This window comes from Pedobacter sp. ISL-64, assembly GCF_018613605.1.
Lineage (GTDB): Bacteria > Bacteroidota > Bacteroidia > Sphingobacteriales > Sphingobacteriaceae > Pedobacter.
In genome coordinates this window covers 1-15,724 of sequence record NZ_JAGGPU010000018.1, presented here as the reverse complement: position 1 = coordinate 15,724, position 15,724 = coordinate 1, and the positions used below count along the sequence as shown (strand labels likewise).

Here is a 15,724-nt window from a genome sequence, read left to right as displayed (position 1 = left end):
CCTTATGCCTTCTACCTCCTACAGCATCCCGCCGCAAACAGATAAAGTTTGGCCAGTTACGTAAGCACTCATATCTGAGGCTAAGAACACGCAAACATTGGCAATATCTTCAGTTTCTCCGGCACGTTTTAAGGGAATATCTTTTTCCCATCCTTCAACAACTTTCGGATCAAGAATATCTGTCATTTCGGTGCGGATAAATCCTGGTGCAACAACATTTGCACGGATATTTCTCGAACCTAATTCTTTAGCAATTGATTTGGTAAAACCAATGATACCAGCTTTAGATGCAGCATAATTTGCTTGTCCGGCATTACCTGTAGTGCCCACAATAGACCCCATATTGATAAAAACACCTTTACGGGCTTTCATCATTACTTTAGAAGCTGCTTTGGTTACGTTGAAAATCGATTTAAGGTTAATATTGATCACATCATCCCAGTTTTCTTCGCTCATACGCATTAACAAACCATCTTTGGTAATCCCCGCATTGTTTACAACGATATCAATTGTGCCAAATTCGGCTACGATATCGTTGATCAATTGTTCAGCTTCGGCAAATTTAGAAGCATCAGAACGGTAACCTTTAACTTTTGTTCCGAAGCTTTGTAATTCCTGCTCTAAAGCTTCACCTTTTTCTACTGATGATAAATATGTAAAAGCTACATTAGCGCCCTGTTCGGCAAATTTTTCAGCTATTTTACGGCCGATTCCTTTAGATGCGCCTGTAATTAATGCTGTTTTTCCTTCTAATAATTTCATTTGTTATTTTTATTGTTTGTCAGTCTGAGCTCAGCCTGCACTGAGCTTGCCGAAGTGTCGAAGACCGAACATGTTATTTATTTTTATAGTTTGATAATCTTACAATTTCGTTCCAATCTTCTTTAAATAAAGCTTCTTTTTTCTTTCTGCCCCAGCCTTTAACTTGCTTTTCCAAGTCTATTGCATCTTCTATTTAGTCAAATCTTTGATGATATTTTAATACTACAGGCCTTCTTGAAAAGGTATAAGCAAAAACATTTTCACCCGCATTATGCTGCGAAAGTCTAGTTTCTAAATCATTTGTTACGCCAACATAATAACTTTTATCCGAACACTCCAATATATAAACAAAGTAATTATGTATTTTCGCCATGAAAGCTTTTTAGTAGCTTAAAGTTACAAAAAATTATTTCTCGCTAGAGATGTCATGCCTAACCAGTCGAAACACCACAAAAAGTCCTTCGACAGGCTCAGGATGACAACCACAAAAGATTGACTGCCAACTCCAAACTTAAACAGCTGGTTCTTGCTGGCTCAAACAATGAAAGCTTCCCAAACCCCAAATAATATCTACTGAATTGATACCGATCACTTTCCGATCAGGGAAACAATCTTGAATAATAGCTAAAGCTTTCTGGTCGTTTACATCATCAAAAATTGGCACAATTACCGCCGCATTGGCGATGTAAAAATTTGCATAAGATGCAGGCAAGCGAGTATCTTCATGAATAACTGGCGATGGCATCGGCAATTGAACAATATTCAATGATCTGCCATCTTTCAGCTTCATGGCTTTTAAGGCCTCTAAATTTTCTTGTAACAAGATATAATTTTCATCCAGCGGATTACTTTCTACAACAGTTAAAACCGTATCCTCGTTTACAAAACGCGTAATATCATCAATGTGGCCGTCTGTATCGTCGCCAACGATTCCATCTCCTAACCATAATACCTGATCTTGACCATAATATTCAAGCAAATATTGTTCAATCTGCGCTTTGGTTAAATGCGGATTACGATTTTCATTTAACAAACAGGCAGTAGTGGTTAAAACCGTTCCAGCGCCATTAAATTCTACTGAACCTCCTTCCATCACAATATCTGGTGTAAACAAAGGTAAATCGAAATGTTTGGCAATTTTTGTCGGAACTACATCATCCAGGTCAAATGGCGGATATTTTCCGCCCCAGGCATTGTAACCCCAATCAACCACAGCTTTTTCATTTCCTTTTAGCAAAAATGCAGGCCCATGATCACGGCACCAGGCATCGTTGGTTTCATTAAAATAAAATTCGATCTGACTTAAATCCGCATCTACCTTTGTTAATTCAGAAACAGCAAAAGCTTTCATTTCTTCATCTTTCACATTGATGCGTACTTTTTCGCCTTCGGCAACTGCTTTGATAAACTGGCAATATGGTTCGTAAATGGTTTCGATTTTACCAGGCCAGCTCTCCTCTTTATGTGGCCAGCTTAACCAGGTTGCCTCATGTTTAGTCCACTCGGCAGGAAAAGCATAACCTTGTTGTTTCGGCGAATAATCAAATTGGTTGATATTTAAATCTTTTCTTGGAGGAAAGTTTGACATTTCGTGTAGTCTTTTAATTTAAAGGTGTCACATTGAGCTTGTCGAAATGTTAAGTCCTTCGACAGGCTCAGGATGACACCCATGTGTGGTTTTCGCTTTAAGTTTTGGTCTTTAACCTTTCTGCTTAGTCCCCGTCAATATATCTTTTCGTAATCGGCTGGTAAGAATCAATCCTTCTGTCTCTTAAAAATGGCCAATGCTTACGGAAGAAATCAGATTCTGATAAATCCAGCTCAACTACTTTGGTTTCTTCCTGATCGTGAGAACCTAAATAAAGTATTTTGCCTTGTGCGTTTGTGGCAAAACTTCCACCCCAGAATTTCATGGCACCATCTTGCTCAAAGCCTACACGGTTTACGCTTACTACGGGCACACCATTTGCAACCGCATGTGAACGCTGGATGGTTTGCCAGGCATTGTATTGATCTTGATTGGTTTCTTCATCCTGATCGGTAGCCCAGCCAATAGCAGTTGGATAGAACATGATATCGGCACCCATTAAAGCGGTAATACGTGAAGCCTCTGGATACCACTGATCCCAACAGATCAGGATACCAATTTTAGCAAATTTGGTTTGAAAAACCTTGTAGCCTAAGTCGCCTGGGGTGAAATAAAACTTTTCATAATAAGCCGGATCATCAGGAATATGCATTTTACGGTATTTACCTAAATATGAACCATCAGCATCTAAAACAGCTGTTGTATTGTGGTATAATCCCTCAGCACGTTTCTCAAACAAAGAGGCAATAATTACCACGCCTAATTCTTTGGCCACCACTTGCAAAGCATCAGTAGATGGGCCAGGGATAGCTTCAGCTAAATCGAAATTGTCGTAATCTTCAACATCGCAGAAATACAAAGAAGTAAAAAGCTCTTGCAAACACACAATCTGTGCACCTTTTGCAGCTGCTTCCCTTACTTTAACAATCGCTTTATCTAAATTTTCTTGTTTATCTTTAGTACAACTCATTTGTACCAAGCCAACTTTTACTTTCTTCATTTTTTAAAATTATTGGATGAGCGAATGATGGAATGAATGAATTATTAAGCCATTCAGTCATTCAAAATTCTATCATTCTAAATCTGGCTGCAAAGTTACTATTTTGTTTAAAAGTAAAACGGCATAATTGTGTAATTGTTTTTGAAAAGCAGATGTATATAGAACCAGATTCTTCTCTTTTAATGCTTATTTATACAACAGGTTTAAGATCCCTTTTTTCATTACAATCTCAATCCTATCATTTGTAGAATAGTTTTTAATTATGTCTAGTTTAGTATCTAAGATAATTTCCCGTCCACCCTGTTCCAAGATTGTCAGCTCGTATAGGCCAACAGACTTGTAACCACCTTTTCGCTGAATTTTCCCTGTTACTACACCCTTAATTTTAACAACTTCATTTCTTCCGAATATTGAGTTTATAAACGTTATTCCACACCCAAACAAACTGCGTACTATAAAAAAGTAAACGATTCCGCACATCAATAACGTTTTCAACATGGACCCCCATATAATGTAATTGCCACTTTTAAATTTGCGATAAATAAAATATACAAGAGCTGGTATACTTAATGGCAGAGCTAGCATGTCGATTATTCTTTTGGCTTTAACGCATTCGTATAAATCAAACTTCAGTGGATATAAAATTAAAAACACGCAGATCACAATCAACAAAGCAATTAAAAAAATATCTCTCTTATTATTCATTTTTATTTTAGTCATAATAAAGATCGAAAATTACGATCAAAATCAACCAAATAAAAAGCCCCGATTTTCATCGAGGCTTTCCATTCTAACTCAAAATCAAACTAAGGATTAATATTGTCCTTTTTAGGTTTTGCTTTTGTTTCTACAATTTCTGCAACCGCTACCACTTCTTTCCGCTGTGCTGGGTCCATCAACTCCATCAACTTCAATCCCAACAGCCCATCCATTGCTGAACCGCCGTGGTTACCTCCACTACCACCAATCAGTACATCAGGGATCAGTTTCACATTACCTTTTGATAATTCTTCGGTAATTTTGTAACGGGTAAAGTTTTCGCCGCCCAGAGCTTTCACTGCAAGTTCGTAAGCTTCGGCGGTTGATTTACCTACCGCTAAAATTTTACCTGCTTCTGCATTACCGGTTAACGAAATCTGTTCAGCCTCTGCCGATGCCCTTAACTTTATCGCTTCCGAATCGGCCTGCGCTCTGGCTTTGGTTGCTTCAGCCTCAGCATGAGCCCTCATTTTTGTAGCCTCAGCCTCTGCTCCCACTGCGAGTTTTACACCAGCCGCATCACCTTCCGATTTTTTTACCGTTGCACTTGCGGTACGTTCGGCAATCTCTACACTTTGTTGTGCCTTCACAATATCTTTCTGCATATCGGCAATCGCGGTTTCTTTCTCCATCCCCTGACGCGTTTCCTGTGCCTGTTTCTGGGTTTCGTAAGTAACCTTTTGTTCTTCTGCAATTTTACGGTCGGTTAAGGTTTTCATTAACGACTCTGGCGGAACAATGTCACCAATTAACGTATCAACCGCATTTACGTTATACTCATCAAGCACTTTACGGATATGTTCTTTAGCCGATTCCTGACGCTCCTTACGGGTACTTAAGAAAGCAATCACATCACTTCCCTGTGCCGAGTTACGGAAATAGTTACCAATGGTGGGTTCTAAAACCTGCGAAACCAGGTTCACCATATTACCAAAACGTGCAATTACTTTAGGCGCTTCTGTAGTTGGTACGTGGATAATCTGCGCAACATCTAAATTAAAGGGGAAACCATCTTTTGAACGTACGGTAATGGTTGATAGGTTTTTATCCAGATTATGCGCCTCACTTCGCGCCGATGCCCAGTTTAACACCAAATTGGTTGTTGGTACCAGCTCTACCTTCATAATGTATTTGTTAATTGGATATTTACCAGGACCAAGGGGCTCTAACCAAACACCTTTTGAGCCTTTGCCAACAATATTACCGTGTTTAAAGTCTGCACCGGTTAGGTCATTTCCGTCGGTACCAATAAATGAGATTACAACACCAACATAACCGATTGCAATTTCGGTCATCGGAATTTCCTCTAACTGGATTGCCCATGGATTGAGGTTATAAGAGCCTGCCAAAATTACCTGGGGCTGCAAACCACGGTTACCACCTTGTTTTATAAAGGCATCGAAATCCTGGAAATTGTTGTGTCCATCAACAAGCTTGCCCGCAATCTGATTGGCCTCAATCGGTAAACCATCTAAAGTGGTTACAATGCCCACCATGCTTTCCTGAATGCGAATCATATCCGTAACAGAAACCTGAAACAGCATCGTATTGATACGATAAGAACCCGAGGTAATGTAAGACGTTTGCCGGCCTCGCTGACCACCATTTTCGAGAAACTTCACTGCATCCTGAAAATTATCAGACTCTACCCTTTGCCCAAGGATATTTCCCGTCGGGATTTCCGAACCATCCTTGGCCATAATCAGTCCGATTTTCCCTTCTGGGATGATGGTAAATTGTTCCATCGTTACGCTGTACTGCCAAAACCACATCCCGAAGTACAATCCTGGCGCCAGTGTTTTTCCCTGAAAACCGGCTTCGCCTTTAACCGCGATAATGCGGCCATCGGGCAACTCCCGATCGGAACCAAAGAGTACGAATTTTTTAGTAATCAACCCGATCCTATCTTCAGGTACGATGACCATCCCGAATAAGAAACGTAAAATATATTTGTATAAAATGATGCACAACAGTGCCACTAAAACCCACCAGTAATTAGAAATGAGCGCTTCCATAATTATATTTTTTTCTTTTTTTGTACCTGATAAACCATTCATCAGTCTGCCAATTGATAGCAAACCACGTGCTCAATGCCAGCTTATTAAGGCTATTCTGAAAGAATATTTACTTTGAACCTAAGGCCTCAGAGATTGATTAAGCCGTCTGATTTCCCGAACATCATCTGCACTTGATATTTTGTTAAATCGTTTAACCTAACGCTTAAAAAGAGGCAAGGCGTGACTTCGGACTTCGAATAAATACTTTGGTTTTGGTAAAAAGACTAATGTTACAAAAAGACAAAAAAGATGTCCTCTTTTATACTCAAACAAAGTGACTATTTTGCCATACGTTATTATGTTTTACTGAACACTTTTATTTGTCGTTTTTATAGGTACTCTGCTATAAGCTATAGTAAAGAATGATTTGCTTGATAATTTAATGCTGACTGCAATGGAACGTTATTGAAACGAAAGCGTGTGGAATTGCGTGAAAGTGAAGCGATCTGTTCGGTATTAAACCTGACAGGAGCGGCAGCTTCCGATCCTTCATCGGAACTAAAGTGAATGGCAGGACTACAGTAGCCATTAACCATTATCCATACGTTTTCATAAAAAAGAACCTGTATTATTTTATGGTTATTACTTCTTTTTAGGAAATGAACAGTTCTGTGTGCTTGGCGGTTTTCAGTCCCGCTCTTTGTTCCAAATCCTCGTGCAGATGAAGAATCGGCCCTGTGGGTTTTTCACGCCGATCGGGTTTAGATACAGCAGGCGTTTAGGCACTCCGTCATTGAAGCTAATTTTTGATTGGATGAAGCAATCTTAATGCGCTCGCTACCGATGAAACAAATGCTTAGTTCCTCTGCATCACAGAGGCCCAGGGTTTTACACGCCTATTTCTACACGATATTCTTGCTGCAGTTCGAATAGGCATTTTGCACACAGGCAGCCATCATACAGTTCAGAGATATACTGTACTTCATTAATGCTTAACTGCACCACGCTACACTGGCACTTGGTATAAGAATTTGCCTTGCACTCAATAGCTCCATTACATCGCTCGCAAGGAATGATTTCGTGTTTAGCGCTATGAATGTGTGAAGACATATACAAAAGTATAAACAAAAAATAAGGTTTTGAGCATTTGCCCAAAACCTTACGATATTATTAGATTCATCATCCTGAACTTGTTTCAGGATCTATATTATACAAGTGCTGAACTAAATTCAGCATGACGACTGCGCGAGTCTAACCCGAACAACTAATGCATCCTTCTTCCATTGAACAAACTGGTCCGTCAACGATTTCTTCTGCAACCTGATCTTGTGTCATTTCAGCTGGGATAACCGCTTCAATAGCTTTACCCCCTTGGTTCTCTACAGTAAATTTAACTGCTTGAGAAGCTGCCTGAGTACGTAAGTAGTACATACCGGTTTTCAAACCTTTCTCCCATGCATAGAAGTGCATTGAAGTTAATTTTGAAGTATTTGGTGCATTGATAAACAAGTTTAACGATTGCGATTGACAGATATAGGCACCGCGATCTGCAGCCATATCGATGATATTACGCATTTTGATCTCCCAAACCGTTTTGTACAATTCTTTAATGTAATCTGGAATCGAATCAATTGCCTGAACAGAACCATTAGCCAATATGATCTGGTTTTTCATATCGTTGTTCCATAAACCTAATGCCACTAAATCTTTCAATAAGTGTTTATTTACCACTACAAACTCTCCACTTAATACCCGACGGGTGTAAATGTTAGAAGTATATGGCTCGAAACATTCGTTGTTACCTAAAATCTGAGAAGTAGATGCAGTTGGCATTGGTGCAACCAATAATGAGTTGTACACACCATCTTTAACTACTTTTTTGCGCAATGCGTTCCAGTCCCAACGGCCGCTATCAGGCGTAACATTCCATAAATCGAACTGGAATTTACCTTTAGATAATGGCGAACCTTTAAACGTTTGGTAAGGACCATTTTTCACAGCCAAATCGTGCGAAGCCGTCATAGAAGCGAAATAAATCGTCTCAAAAATATCCTTATTTAAACGTTTAGCCTCATCACTTTCGAAAGGTAAACGCAATAAGATAAAGGCATCAGCCAAACCTTGTACACCTAAACCAACGGGACGATGGCGCATGTTTGAGTTTTCAGCTTCTGGTACTGGATAATAGTTATGATCGATGATTTTGTTCAGGTTTAAAGTAGCCTGATAAGTTACATCGTATAATTTTTGGTGATCGAAAGCACCATTGATTACGAAACGAGGCAATGCCAATGAAGCTAAATTACAAACCGCAACTTCATCTTTAGAGGTGTACTCGATAATTTCGGTACACAAGTTAGAGCTCTTAATGGTACCTAAATTCTGTTGGTTAGATTTGCTGTTCGCTGCATCTTTAAACAACATATAAGGCGTACCGGTTTCAATTTGCGAATCTAAGATAGCAAACCAAAGCTCTTGTGCTTTAATGGTTTTACGGCCACGGCCTTCTGCTTCGTATTTAGCGTATAATTCTTCGAATTCCTTACCGAAACAATCTGCCAAACCTGGTGCTTCGTGCGGGCAGAATAATGTCCAATCGCCATTATCTTTAACACGTTGCATAAACAAATCATTAATCCAAAGGGCATAAAACAAATCGCGCGCACGCATTTCTTCTTTACCGTGGTTTTTACGAAGATCTAAAAATTCGAAAACATCTGCATGCCAAGGTTCTAAATAAATAGCAAAAGCACCTTTACGTTTACCTCCACCCTGATCTACGTAACGTGCAGTATCGTTAAATACACGTAACATTGGAATAATACCGTTACTTGTACCGTTTGTACCACCAATATACGATCCTGTTGCACGGATGTTGTGGATACTTAAACCAATGCCACCTGCACTTTGCGAAATTTTAGCTGTTTGTTTTAAAGTATCATAAATACCTTCGATGCTATCATCCTGCATGGTTAACAAGAAACATGACGACATTTGAGGTTTTGGTGTAGCTGCGTTAAACAAAGTTGGTGTAGCATGTGTAAACCAACGCTCGCTCATTAAGTTATAGGTTTTGATTGCGCTATCGATATCTTCTTTGTGGATGCCAACAGAAACACGCATAAACAAATGTTGAGGGCGCTCTACAATCTGACCGTTAACTTTTAAAAGGTAAGATTTTTCTAAAGTTTTAAAACCGAAATAATCGAAACCGAAATCGCGGTCGTAAATGATAGAACTATCTAAAATATCCTTGTTTTTTTCTATAATCTCATAAACATCATCAGCGATAAGCGGAGCCGCTTTCTGCGCTTTCGGGTCGAAATATTCGTACAACATTTTCATCGTACCCGAGAATGATTTAGTGGTGTTTTTATGTAGGTTGGAAACCGCAATACGCGATGCCAACAAAGCGTAATCAGGGTGTTTTGTTGTTAACGAGGCAGCAGTTTCTGCAGCAAGGTTGTCCAACTCAGATGTTGTTACACCATCGTATAAACCTTCGATAACCTTTTTGGCTACATCGATTGGATCTACCAGATCTGAATTTAAACTATAGCACAACTTTTGAATGCGGGCTGTGATTTTGTCAAATTGCACCGCTTCTTTGCGGCCATCTCTTTTTAGTACGAACATATTTTATGAGATTTAAGTTTTATTATTAAGTCGTGAGTATCAAGTATCAAGACCTAATCATCACTTTGTATTTTTGTTATTTATTTATTAGTATCTAGTAGCAGGTAACAAGTATCAAGATTAAAACCTTTTGCCTTCTACCTTAAAAGTCTTCATCTAAAGAAAACGCCTGTTTATTATTATCAGCTGAGGTTAATACACCACTTTTCTGATAATCGCCAACACGTTTTTCGAAGAAGTTGGTTTTACCCTGCAACGAAATCATTTCCATAAAATCGAAAGGATTGGTTGCATGGTATATTTTCTTGTAACCCAGCTCCTGTAACCATCTATCGGCAACAAACTCAATGTACTGGCTCATTAATTTTGCATTCATACCAATTAAGGCAACTGGTAATGCTTCGGTAATAAATTCCTTTTCAATTTCAACTGCATCGCTGATAATGCCTTGAACTGCTTCTTCACTTAATTTATTGCTCAACATGCTATATAACAAGCAAGCAAATTCGCAGTGCGAACCTTCGTCTCTCGAAATCAACTCGTTACTGAAGGTTAATCCCGGCATTAAGCCACGTTTCTTTAACCAGAAAATAGAGCAGAAACTTCCGCTGAAGAAAATACCTTCAACAGCAGCAAAAGCCACTAAACGTTCGGCAAAGGTTCCGTTGTCGATCCAGCGCAAAGCCCACTCTGCTTTTCTTTTTACTGCAGGAACAGTATCAATAGCGTGGAATAAACGGTCTTTTTCTTCAGGATCTTTAATATAGGTATCGATTAACAGGGCGTAGGTTTCAGCATGAATATTTTCCATCATAATCTGGAAACCGTAAAAACAACGTGCTTCCGGCAATTGAACCTCACTCATGAAGTTAACTGCAAGATTTTCGTTCACGATACCATCACTAGCAGAAAAGAAAGCAAGGATGTGAGAAATGAAATGCCTTTCGCCATCATTTAAATTGTCCCAGTGTTTTTGGTCGTCAGAGAGATCAATCTCTTCTGCAGTCCAAAAACTAGCTTCGGTCTTTTTATACATTTCCCAAATTGCCGGATACTTAATCGGCAAAAGCACAAATCTATCTTTGTTTTCTTGTAGTAATAATTCCTGTTCCATACGCTGATGTTTTTAATTCTATTTTTTTAACAGAGCCGACAAAGGCACGCATCCATCAATTTTATATGATGATTGTAATGTCTTTTATCAAAACGCTGTTGTGAAAGTGCTAACCCTATTGCCTGACAAACAACTGAGTTTTTAGTTAGGGAAAATTTAAAATTGCAATCAGGTGATGTACGTATAAATTACTAAAAACTAAGCTTTTATATTTGTTTTCAAGCGCAAGAAGTTAAAGAACTTTGTTATAACAAATATATATACGGTGGCCCTTTTTTGTGAACCAAAGTTGTTAACACCCTGTTCAATTGCTGGGGAAAAACGATCAGTCGAATATCATTTTCAAGCGAAAAAAAAGCTAATCGTTTCTTTTCAAGGGCTTAGCAAACCAAAATGAGTGTTAATAACTTAAATTTAAGGGGTATAATTGGCTCCAAATAGAGCCAAGAGGAGTATCATTCAACCGTATAACTGAGGCTTACTTTAGCTATGCCTTTACGGAAGATACCGATCTGTTTTGCAGCACGTTCAGATAGATCTATCGCCAATCTTTTAGAGAAAGGACCACGGTCATTTACCTTTACTACTACCGATTTTCCGTTATCTGGATTGGTTACTGTAACCATGGTGCCGAATGGCAGTGTACGATGGGCAGCTGTTAGCTTTTTTGCCCGGTATTTGGCGCCACTGGTGGTGCGGCGGCCTTCGAATTTTCTGTGATAATAAGTTGCGAGAACTGTTTTTTTAATACTATCCGGTTCATTTGATGAATCAGAATTCTGTGCATTGCTCTGTAAAAACAGGAAACAAAAACTTAATAACAGCAGATACTTCATAGGCTAAATTTTCTTTGTCGAGCCTGCAAATATAAGCATTTAGTTTATAATCAACAATTTGTAGAAAAACAGCTCCATTTTGTGCATTAAAAAAGGCGTACAGCTAATCGCCGTACGCCTCTACCTAACCCTTCTACATCCACCTTATTTTTGATCCGGCACGAAATTCATTGAGATCGAATTTACACAATGGCGGGTGTCTTTATTGGTAAATCCTTCGCCCAAAAATACGTGGCCAAGATGCGCGCCACAGTTGGCACAAACAATTTCTGTACGGGAACCATCGGCGTCAGGAATACGCTTTACAGCACCTTTAATTTCATCATCGAAAGCAGGCCAGCCGCAGTGTGCATCGAACTTACTTTCCGAACGGTACAAGGCCGCATTACAACGTTTACAGGTATAAGTTCCTTTATCTGTTGTATGTTCATATTTACCTGTACCAGGGTATTCTGTACCTTTATTTACAATTACTCTTTCTTCTTCGGGTGTTAATGGATTCCAGTTCATTTTCTTTTTTGGTATGATTTGTTCTGTTTCCTTCGATTGTTTTACGGCTTTCTTATCTTGCTTTTGGGCACAAGCAGAAATACCTGTTATTAAAACAACAGCAGAAACCAAAAATAGTTTATTTAACATCGTTTTCATACCTCAATATACGCTATAGATTCTGTTTTGGTTTGCAGGTTTAGAGGAATGGAGTAGTGTTTACCTCACCCTGACAAAGTTTGTGGGGTTTGTACTGTAGCGCTATCCCTCTCCTGGAGGAGAAGGATACAAAGTAGGTGCTTTTAACCTATAGTTCATAGTATAGTTGTGTCTTCATGAAATAAATCCACCATGACGGTGTAGATTCATTTAACCCATTAGTTAAGCATTAAGATTCCCGCCTGCGCGGGAATGACGGAATGAAAACAAAAAAGACAGGAATATAAGCCCTGCTCTGTGCACTTTGCGCCTTTTCTTTGCGCTCTCTGTGGTTAAAAAACAAAAAGCGCTTCGAACCTAATCGAAACGCTTTTCTATAACGAGATTTTTAAATCTTATTTAGCTAATTCTTCTGCCATTGCAGCACCGATTTCAGCAGGACTTTCTACTACACGGATACCACACTCGCGCATGATTTTCATTTTAGCAGCTGCAGTATCATCAGCACCACCAACAATAGCACCAGCGTGGCCCATTCTACGTCCCGGAGGCGCAGTTTGACCAGCGATGAAACCAACAACTGGTTTAGTACCATGTTCTTTGATCCAGCGGGCAGCTTCTGCTTCCATTCCACCACCAATTTCACCAATCATGATGATACCATGAGTTTCAGGATCGTTCATTAATAATTTAACCGCTTCTACAGTAGGTGTTCCAATAATTGGGTCACCACCGATACCGATAGCCGTTGTAATACCTAAACCAGCTTTAACAACCTGATCTACCGCTTCGTAAGTTAAGGTTCCTGATTTAGAAACCACTCCTACGTGACCTTTTTTGAAGATAAAACCTGGCATGATGCCGATTTTAGCTTCATCAGCAGTAATTACACCCGGGCAGTTAGGGCCGATAAGCGTAACATCGCGGTCAGCAATATATTCTTTAACCTGAATCATATCCTTAGTTGGGATACCTTCAGTAATACAAACAATAACTTTAATACCGCCTTCGGCAGCTTCCATAATTGCATCAGCAGCAAAAGCTGGTGGCACAAAAATGATAGATACATTTGCACCCGTTTTATCAACGGCATCTTTAACAGTATTAAAAACAGGCTTATCTAAATGCAATTGCCCACCTTTGCCAGGCGTTACACCACCAACTACGTTTGTACCATAGGCCAGCATCTGCTCAGCGTGGTAAGTTCCTTCGTTTCCGGTAAAACCCTGAACGATAACCTTAGAATCTTTATTTACTAAAACGCTCATGTATCAATATTTTTTTTGTGCAAAGCTAATATTATTGTAATGGAATTCAAATCTAAAACCACATTATTTAGTTCGTTTTTTCAGGAAAATGTAAGGAAATGGTTTATGGCAGCTGTAGCCCGTCATAGGCTTTATTCAGAAGTAAAGTTAAGAGTGCCTTTATAGCGCTTAGGTGCAAAAAATAAATCCTTTTTGAGCCATGTCAGGAGCAAGCCTTTCGGTTATAAACCTGACAGGAACGGGCATCCCGATTTTTCATCGGGATAAAGTGGATGGCAGGACGGAACCCCACCTAAAAACGGCAAACCATACGTTTTCAAATCAAAATATCAACATTTAGGATTGGGAAATGAGCAGTTCAGCGCTTTTTGAGGGCTGCACTCCCGCTCTCCGTTCCTCCCGACGTAAAGTCGGGACCACTGCGATCGGATTTAGTAACAAAGTGCTGGTGCTTGTGGCAACATGTCAGGAGCAAGCCTTTCATTATAAACCTGACAGGAACGGGCATCCCGATTTTTCATCGGGATAAAGTGGATGGCAGGACGGAACCCCACCTAAGAACGGCAAACCATACGTTTTCAAATCAAAATATCAACATTTAGGATTGGGAAATGAGCAGTTCAGCGCTTTTTGAGGGCTGCACTCCCGCTCATATCTTTACCTTTATAATAAAAATAATCAAAAGAGGGAGATAAACTTGTAGTCCCGCAAGACACGAAAATTAATCGATGCCGTCGTGAGAGGATAACCCTCCCTTTTTTTATTTCTTAAAGTTTGAACAGTACCTATTGACCATTTCGCTGTATTTGGATCATCTATACCATGAGCAAAAGCTAAGAGAGATTATTGATTATTTCAATCTAAATAATAAAGGTATGATGAACTTAAAGTATTCTATCGGAATTGATGTTTCAAAAAAGGATTTTCATTGCTGTTTGTCGGTCATAGACAGCAGCCAGAAAGTAACTGTAAAATCCAGCCGTAAGTTATCCAACAGCCCTGGCGGTTTTAAAGAGTTTTTGGCATGGATCAAACAGCACCAGAAAGAAGAGCTGCCCCTGCGCATTGTAATGGAAGCCACTGGGGTCTACCATGAACAACTTGCGTGGTTTCTGCATTCCAAAGGCTTAGTGTTAAGTATTTTATTGCCAAATAAGGCTAAGAAGTACCTACAGGCAGACGGAGCAAACTCTAAAAATGACAGTATAGATGCCCGCGGTCTTGCTAAAATTGGCGCAGAAAAGAACCTGGAGCCCTGGACACCCGGAAGTGAGAAATTATATGAACTTAGGCACTATACCCGTCAGCATCAAAACCTAAAAGAGACCATCAATGTTATGGGTAACCAGCTTGAGGCACTCAACCATGCTCAGTTCCAAAGCAGGGAAGTTATAAAGCAACTGAACAAAACAATAAGACTGCTTGAGCAACAAGTATTAGAAATGGAAAAAGCAATGGAAAAGCTTGTTAAAACAGACAAGATTTTAAATCTTCATTATGAAAATATTACAGCAATAAAAGGGGTTAGTCTGCTATCATTTTGTGTAATTGTCGCTGAAACCAATGGGTTTACATTATTTAAAAGTTCGGCATCTTTAGTGAAATATTCAGGTTACGATGTGATAGAAAACCAATCAGGCAAGCATATAGGAAAAACAAAAATATCAAAAAAGGGAAATTCCCGGATCAGAAGAATTCTATTTATGCCAGCATTTTGTGCGGTAAGGGATGACCAGCCACAATTTAAAAGTCTTTATGAAAGAGTTGTTGAGCGAACAGGATTTAAGATGAAAGGCTATGTTGCCGTACAAAAAAAATTATTGGTAATGATGTACCATCTTTGGAAAAATGAGCAGAGATACAATCCCCAATTCACCTTTTTAGAAAAAAATAATAGCTCCAGAAAAATCCAGAGCTACACATGATAAAATTCCAGAAGGAAGTTTTCACTAAAACAAAGGTAAAGTTATTGTACTGTTTTACAAATGGAAGCCATTTAAATTAATGCTTCTCAGAAGCTAAATTTTTATCAACTTTTATTTGCTTTTAAAGACAGTACCTCTCCGCTTTATCCCGATGAAGAATCGGGATGCTCGCTCCGATCAGGTTGACGTCG

At 39.2% G+C, this 15,724-nt stretch carries 13 protein-coding genes; 1 reads left to right on the top strand and 12 read right to left on the bottom strand.

Translation table 11 applies throughout. The features are described 5' to 3' along the window. Positions 1-18 precede the first annotated feature (18 nt). The 12 genes from fabG to sucD form a co-directional block, all read right to left on the bottom strand. The gene (gene fabG, locus J7E57_RS19570; protein WP_057933957.1) at positions 19-762 is read right to left on the bottom strand and encodes a 3-oxoacyl-[acyl-carrier-protein] reductase; all 744 of its coding nucleotides are present in this window, start codon (positions 760-762) and stop codon (positions 19-21) included. Between the two features lie 193 nt (positions 763-955). After that, complete coding sequence (locus tag J7E57_RS27175; RefSeq protein WP_251029981.1) at positions 956-1,135, bottom strand: GIY-YIG nuclease family protein; 180 nt, start codon at positions 1,133-1,135, stop codon at positions 956-958. A gap of 138 nt (positions 1,136-1,273) precedes the next feature. Further along, positions 1,274-2,350, bottom strand: a complete 1,077-nt coding sequence (locus tag J7E57_RS19560; protein WP_215131372.1) for an agmatine/peptidylarginine deiminase — start codon at positions 2,348-2,350, stop codon at positions 1,274-1,276. A gap of 124 nt (positions 2,351-2,474) precedes the next feature. After that, positions 2,475-3,350 (bottom strand): carbon-nitrogen hydrolase, encoded by an 876-nt coding sequence (locus J7E57_RS19555; RefSeq protein WP_215131374.1) that lies wholly within the window; start codon positions 3,348-3,350, stop codon positions 2,475-2,477. Positions 3,351-3,536: 186 nt separating this feature from the next. Beyond that, a complete protein-coding gene (locus J7E57_RS19550) occupies positions 3,537-4,055 on the bottom strand; it encodes a hypothetical protein (RefSeq protein ID WP_215131376.1) in 519 nt (172 codons plus the stop codon). Positions 4,056-4,156: 101 nt separating this feature from the next. Beyond that, complete coding sequence (locus J7E57_RS19545; protein WP_215131378.1) at positions 4,157-6,124, bottom strand: SPFH domain-containing protein; 1,968 nt, start codon at positions 6,122-6,124, stop codon at positions 4,157-4,159. Between the two features lie 870 nt (positions 6,125-6,994). Further along, a complete protein-coding gene (locus tag J7E57_RS19540) occupies positions 6,995-7,216 on the bottom strand; it encodes a cysteine-rich CWC family protein (RefSeq protein WP_215131380.1) in 222 nt (73 codons plus the stop codon). Between the two features lie 141 nt (positions 7,217-7,357). After that, on the bottom strand, positions 7,358-9,742 hold the full coding sequence (locus tag J7E57_RS19535; RefSeq protein WP_215131382.1) for a ribonucleoside-diphosphate reductase subunit alpha: 2,385 nt from the start codon (positions 9,740-9,742) through the stop codon (positions 7,358-7,360). Between the two features lie 142 nt (positions 9,743-9,884). Next, the gene (locus tag J7E57_RS19530; protein ID WP_215131384.1) at positions 9,885-10,856 is read right to left on the bottom strand and encodes a ribonucleoside-diphosphate reductase small subunit; all 972 of its coding nucleotides are present in this window, start codon (positions 10,854-10,856) and stop codon (positions 9,885-9,887) included. A 455-nt stretch (positions 10,857-11,311) separates the two neighbouring features. Beyond that, positions 11,312-11,692, bottom strand: a complete 381-nt coding sequence (locus J7E57_RS19525) for a septal ring lytic transglycosylase RlpA family protein (RefSeq protein WP_215131386.1) — start codon at positions 11,690-11,692, stop codon at positions 11,312-11,314. Between the two features lie 144 nt (positions 11,693-11,836). Then, positions 11,837-12,340, bottom strand: coding sequence for a methionine-R-sulfoxide reductase (locus J7E57_RS19520; RefSeq protein WP_215131388.1), 504 nt, complete (start codon positions 12,338-12,340; stop codon positions 11,837-11,839). A 395-nt stretch (positions 12,341-12,735) separates the two neighbouring features. Beyond that, a complete protein-coding gene (gene sucD / locus J7E57_RS19515) occupies positions 12,736-13,608 on the bottom strand; it encodes a succinate--CoA ligase subunit alpha (protein ID WP_029279034.1) in 873 nt (290 codons plus the stop codon). 875 nt (positions 13,609-14,483) lie between these two features. On the opposite strand from sucD, the gene J7E57_RS19510 reads away from it, so the two are divergent. Next, positions 14,484-15,533 (top strand): IS110 family transposase, encoded by a 1,050-nt coding sequence (locus J7E57_RS19510; protein ID WP_215166251.1) that lies wholly within the window; start codon positions 14,484-14,486, stop codon positions 15,531-15,533. The last annotated feature ends 191 nt before the right edge of the window (positions 15,534-15,724 follow it).

Coding starts and splice junctions, on each gene's coding strand:
- fabG (WP_057933957.1), bottom strand. CDS start 762: ATGAAATTATTAGAAGGAAAAACAGCATTAATTACAGGCGCATCTAAA.
- J7E57_RS27175 (WP_251029981.1), bottom strand. CDS start 1,135: ATGGCGAAAATACATAATTACTTTGTTTATATATTGGAGTGTTCGGAT.
- J7E57_RS19560 (WP_215131372.1), bottom strand. CDS start 2,350: ATGTCAAACTTTCCTCCAAGAAAAGATTTAAATATCAACCAATTTGAT.
- J7E57_RS19555 (WP_215131374.1), bottom strand. CDS start 3,350: ATGAAGAAAGTAAAAGTTGGCTTGGTACAAATGAGTTGTACTAAAGAT.
- J7E57_RS19550 (WP_215131376.1), bottom strand. CDS start 4,055: ATGAATAATAAGAGAGATATTTTTTTAATTGCTTTGTTGATTGTGATC.
- J7E57_RS19545 (WP_215131378.1), bottom strand. CDS start 6,124: ATGGAAGCGCTCATTTCTAATTACTGGTGGGTTTTAGTGGCACTGTTG.
- J7E57_RS19540 (WP_215131380.1), bottom strand. CDS start 7,216: ATGTCTTCACACATTCATAGCGCTAAACACGAAATCATTCCTTGCGAG.
- J7E57_RS19535 (WP_215131382.1), bottom strand. CDS start 9,742: ATGTTCGTACTAAAAAGAGATGGCCGCAAAGAAGCGGTGCAATTTGAC.
- J7E57_RS19530 (WP_215131384.1), bottom strand. CDS start 10,856: ATGGAACAGGAATTATTACTACAAGAAAACAAAGATAGATTTGTGCTT.
- J7E57_RS19525 (WP_215131386.1), bottom strand. CDS start 11,692: ATGAAGTATCTGCTGTTATTAAGTTTTTGTTTCCTGTTTTTACAGAGC.
- J7E57_RS19520 (WP_215131388.1), bottom strand. CDS start 12,340: ATGAAAACGATGTTAAATAAACTATTTTTGGTTTCTGCTGTTGTTTTA.
- sucD (WP_029279034.1), bottom strand. CDS start 13,608: ATGAGCGTTTTAGTAAATAAAGATTCTAAGGTTATCGTTCAGGGTTTT.
- J7E57_RS19510 (WP_215166251.1), top strand. CDS start 14,484: ATGATGAACTTAAAGTATTCTATCGGAATTGATGTTTCAAAAAAGGAT.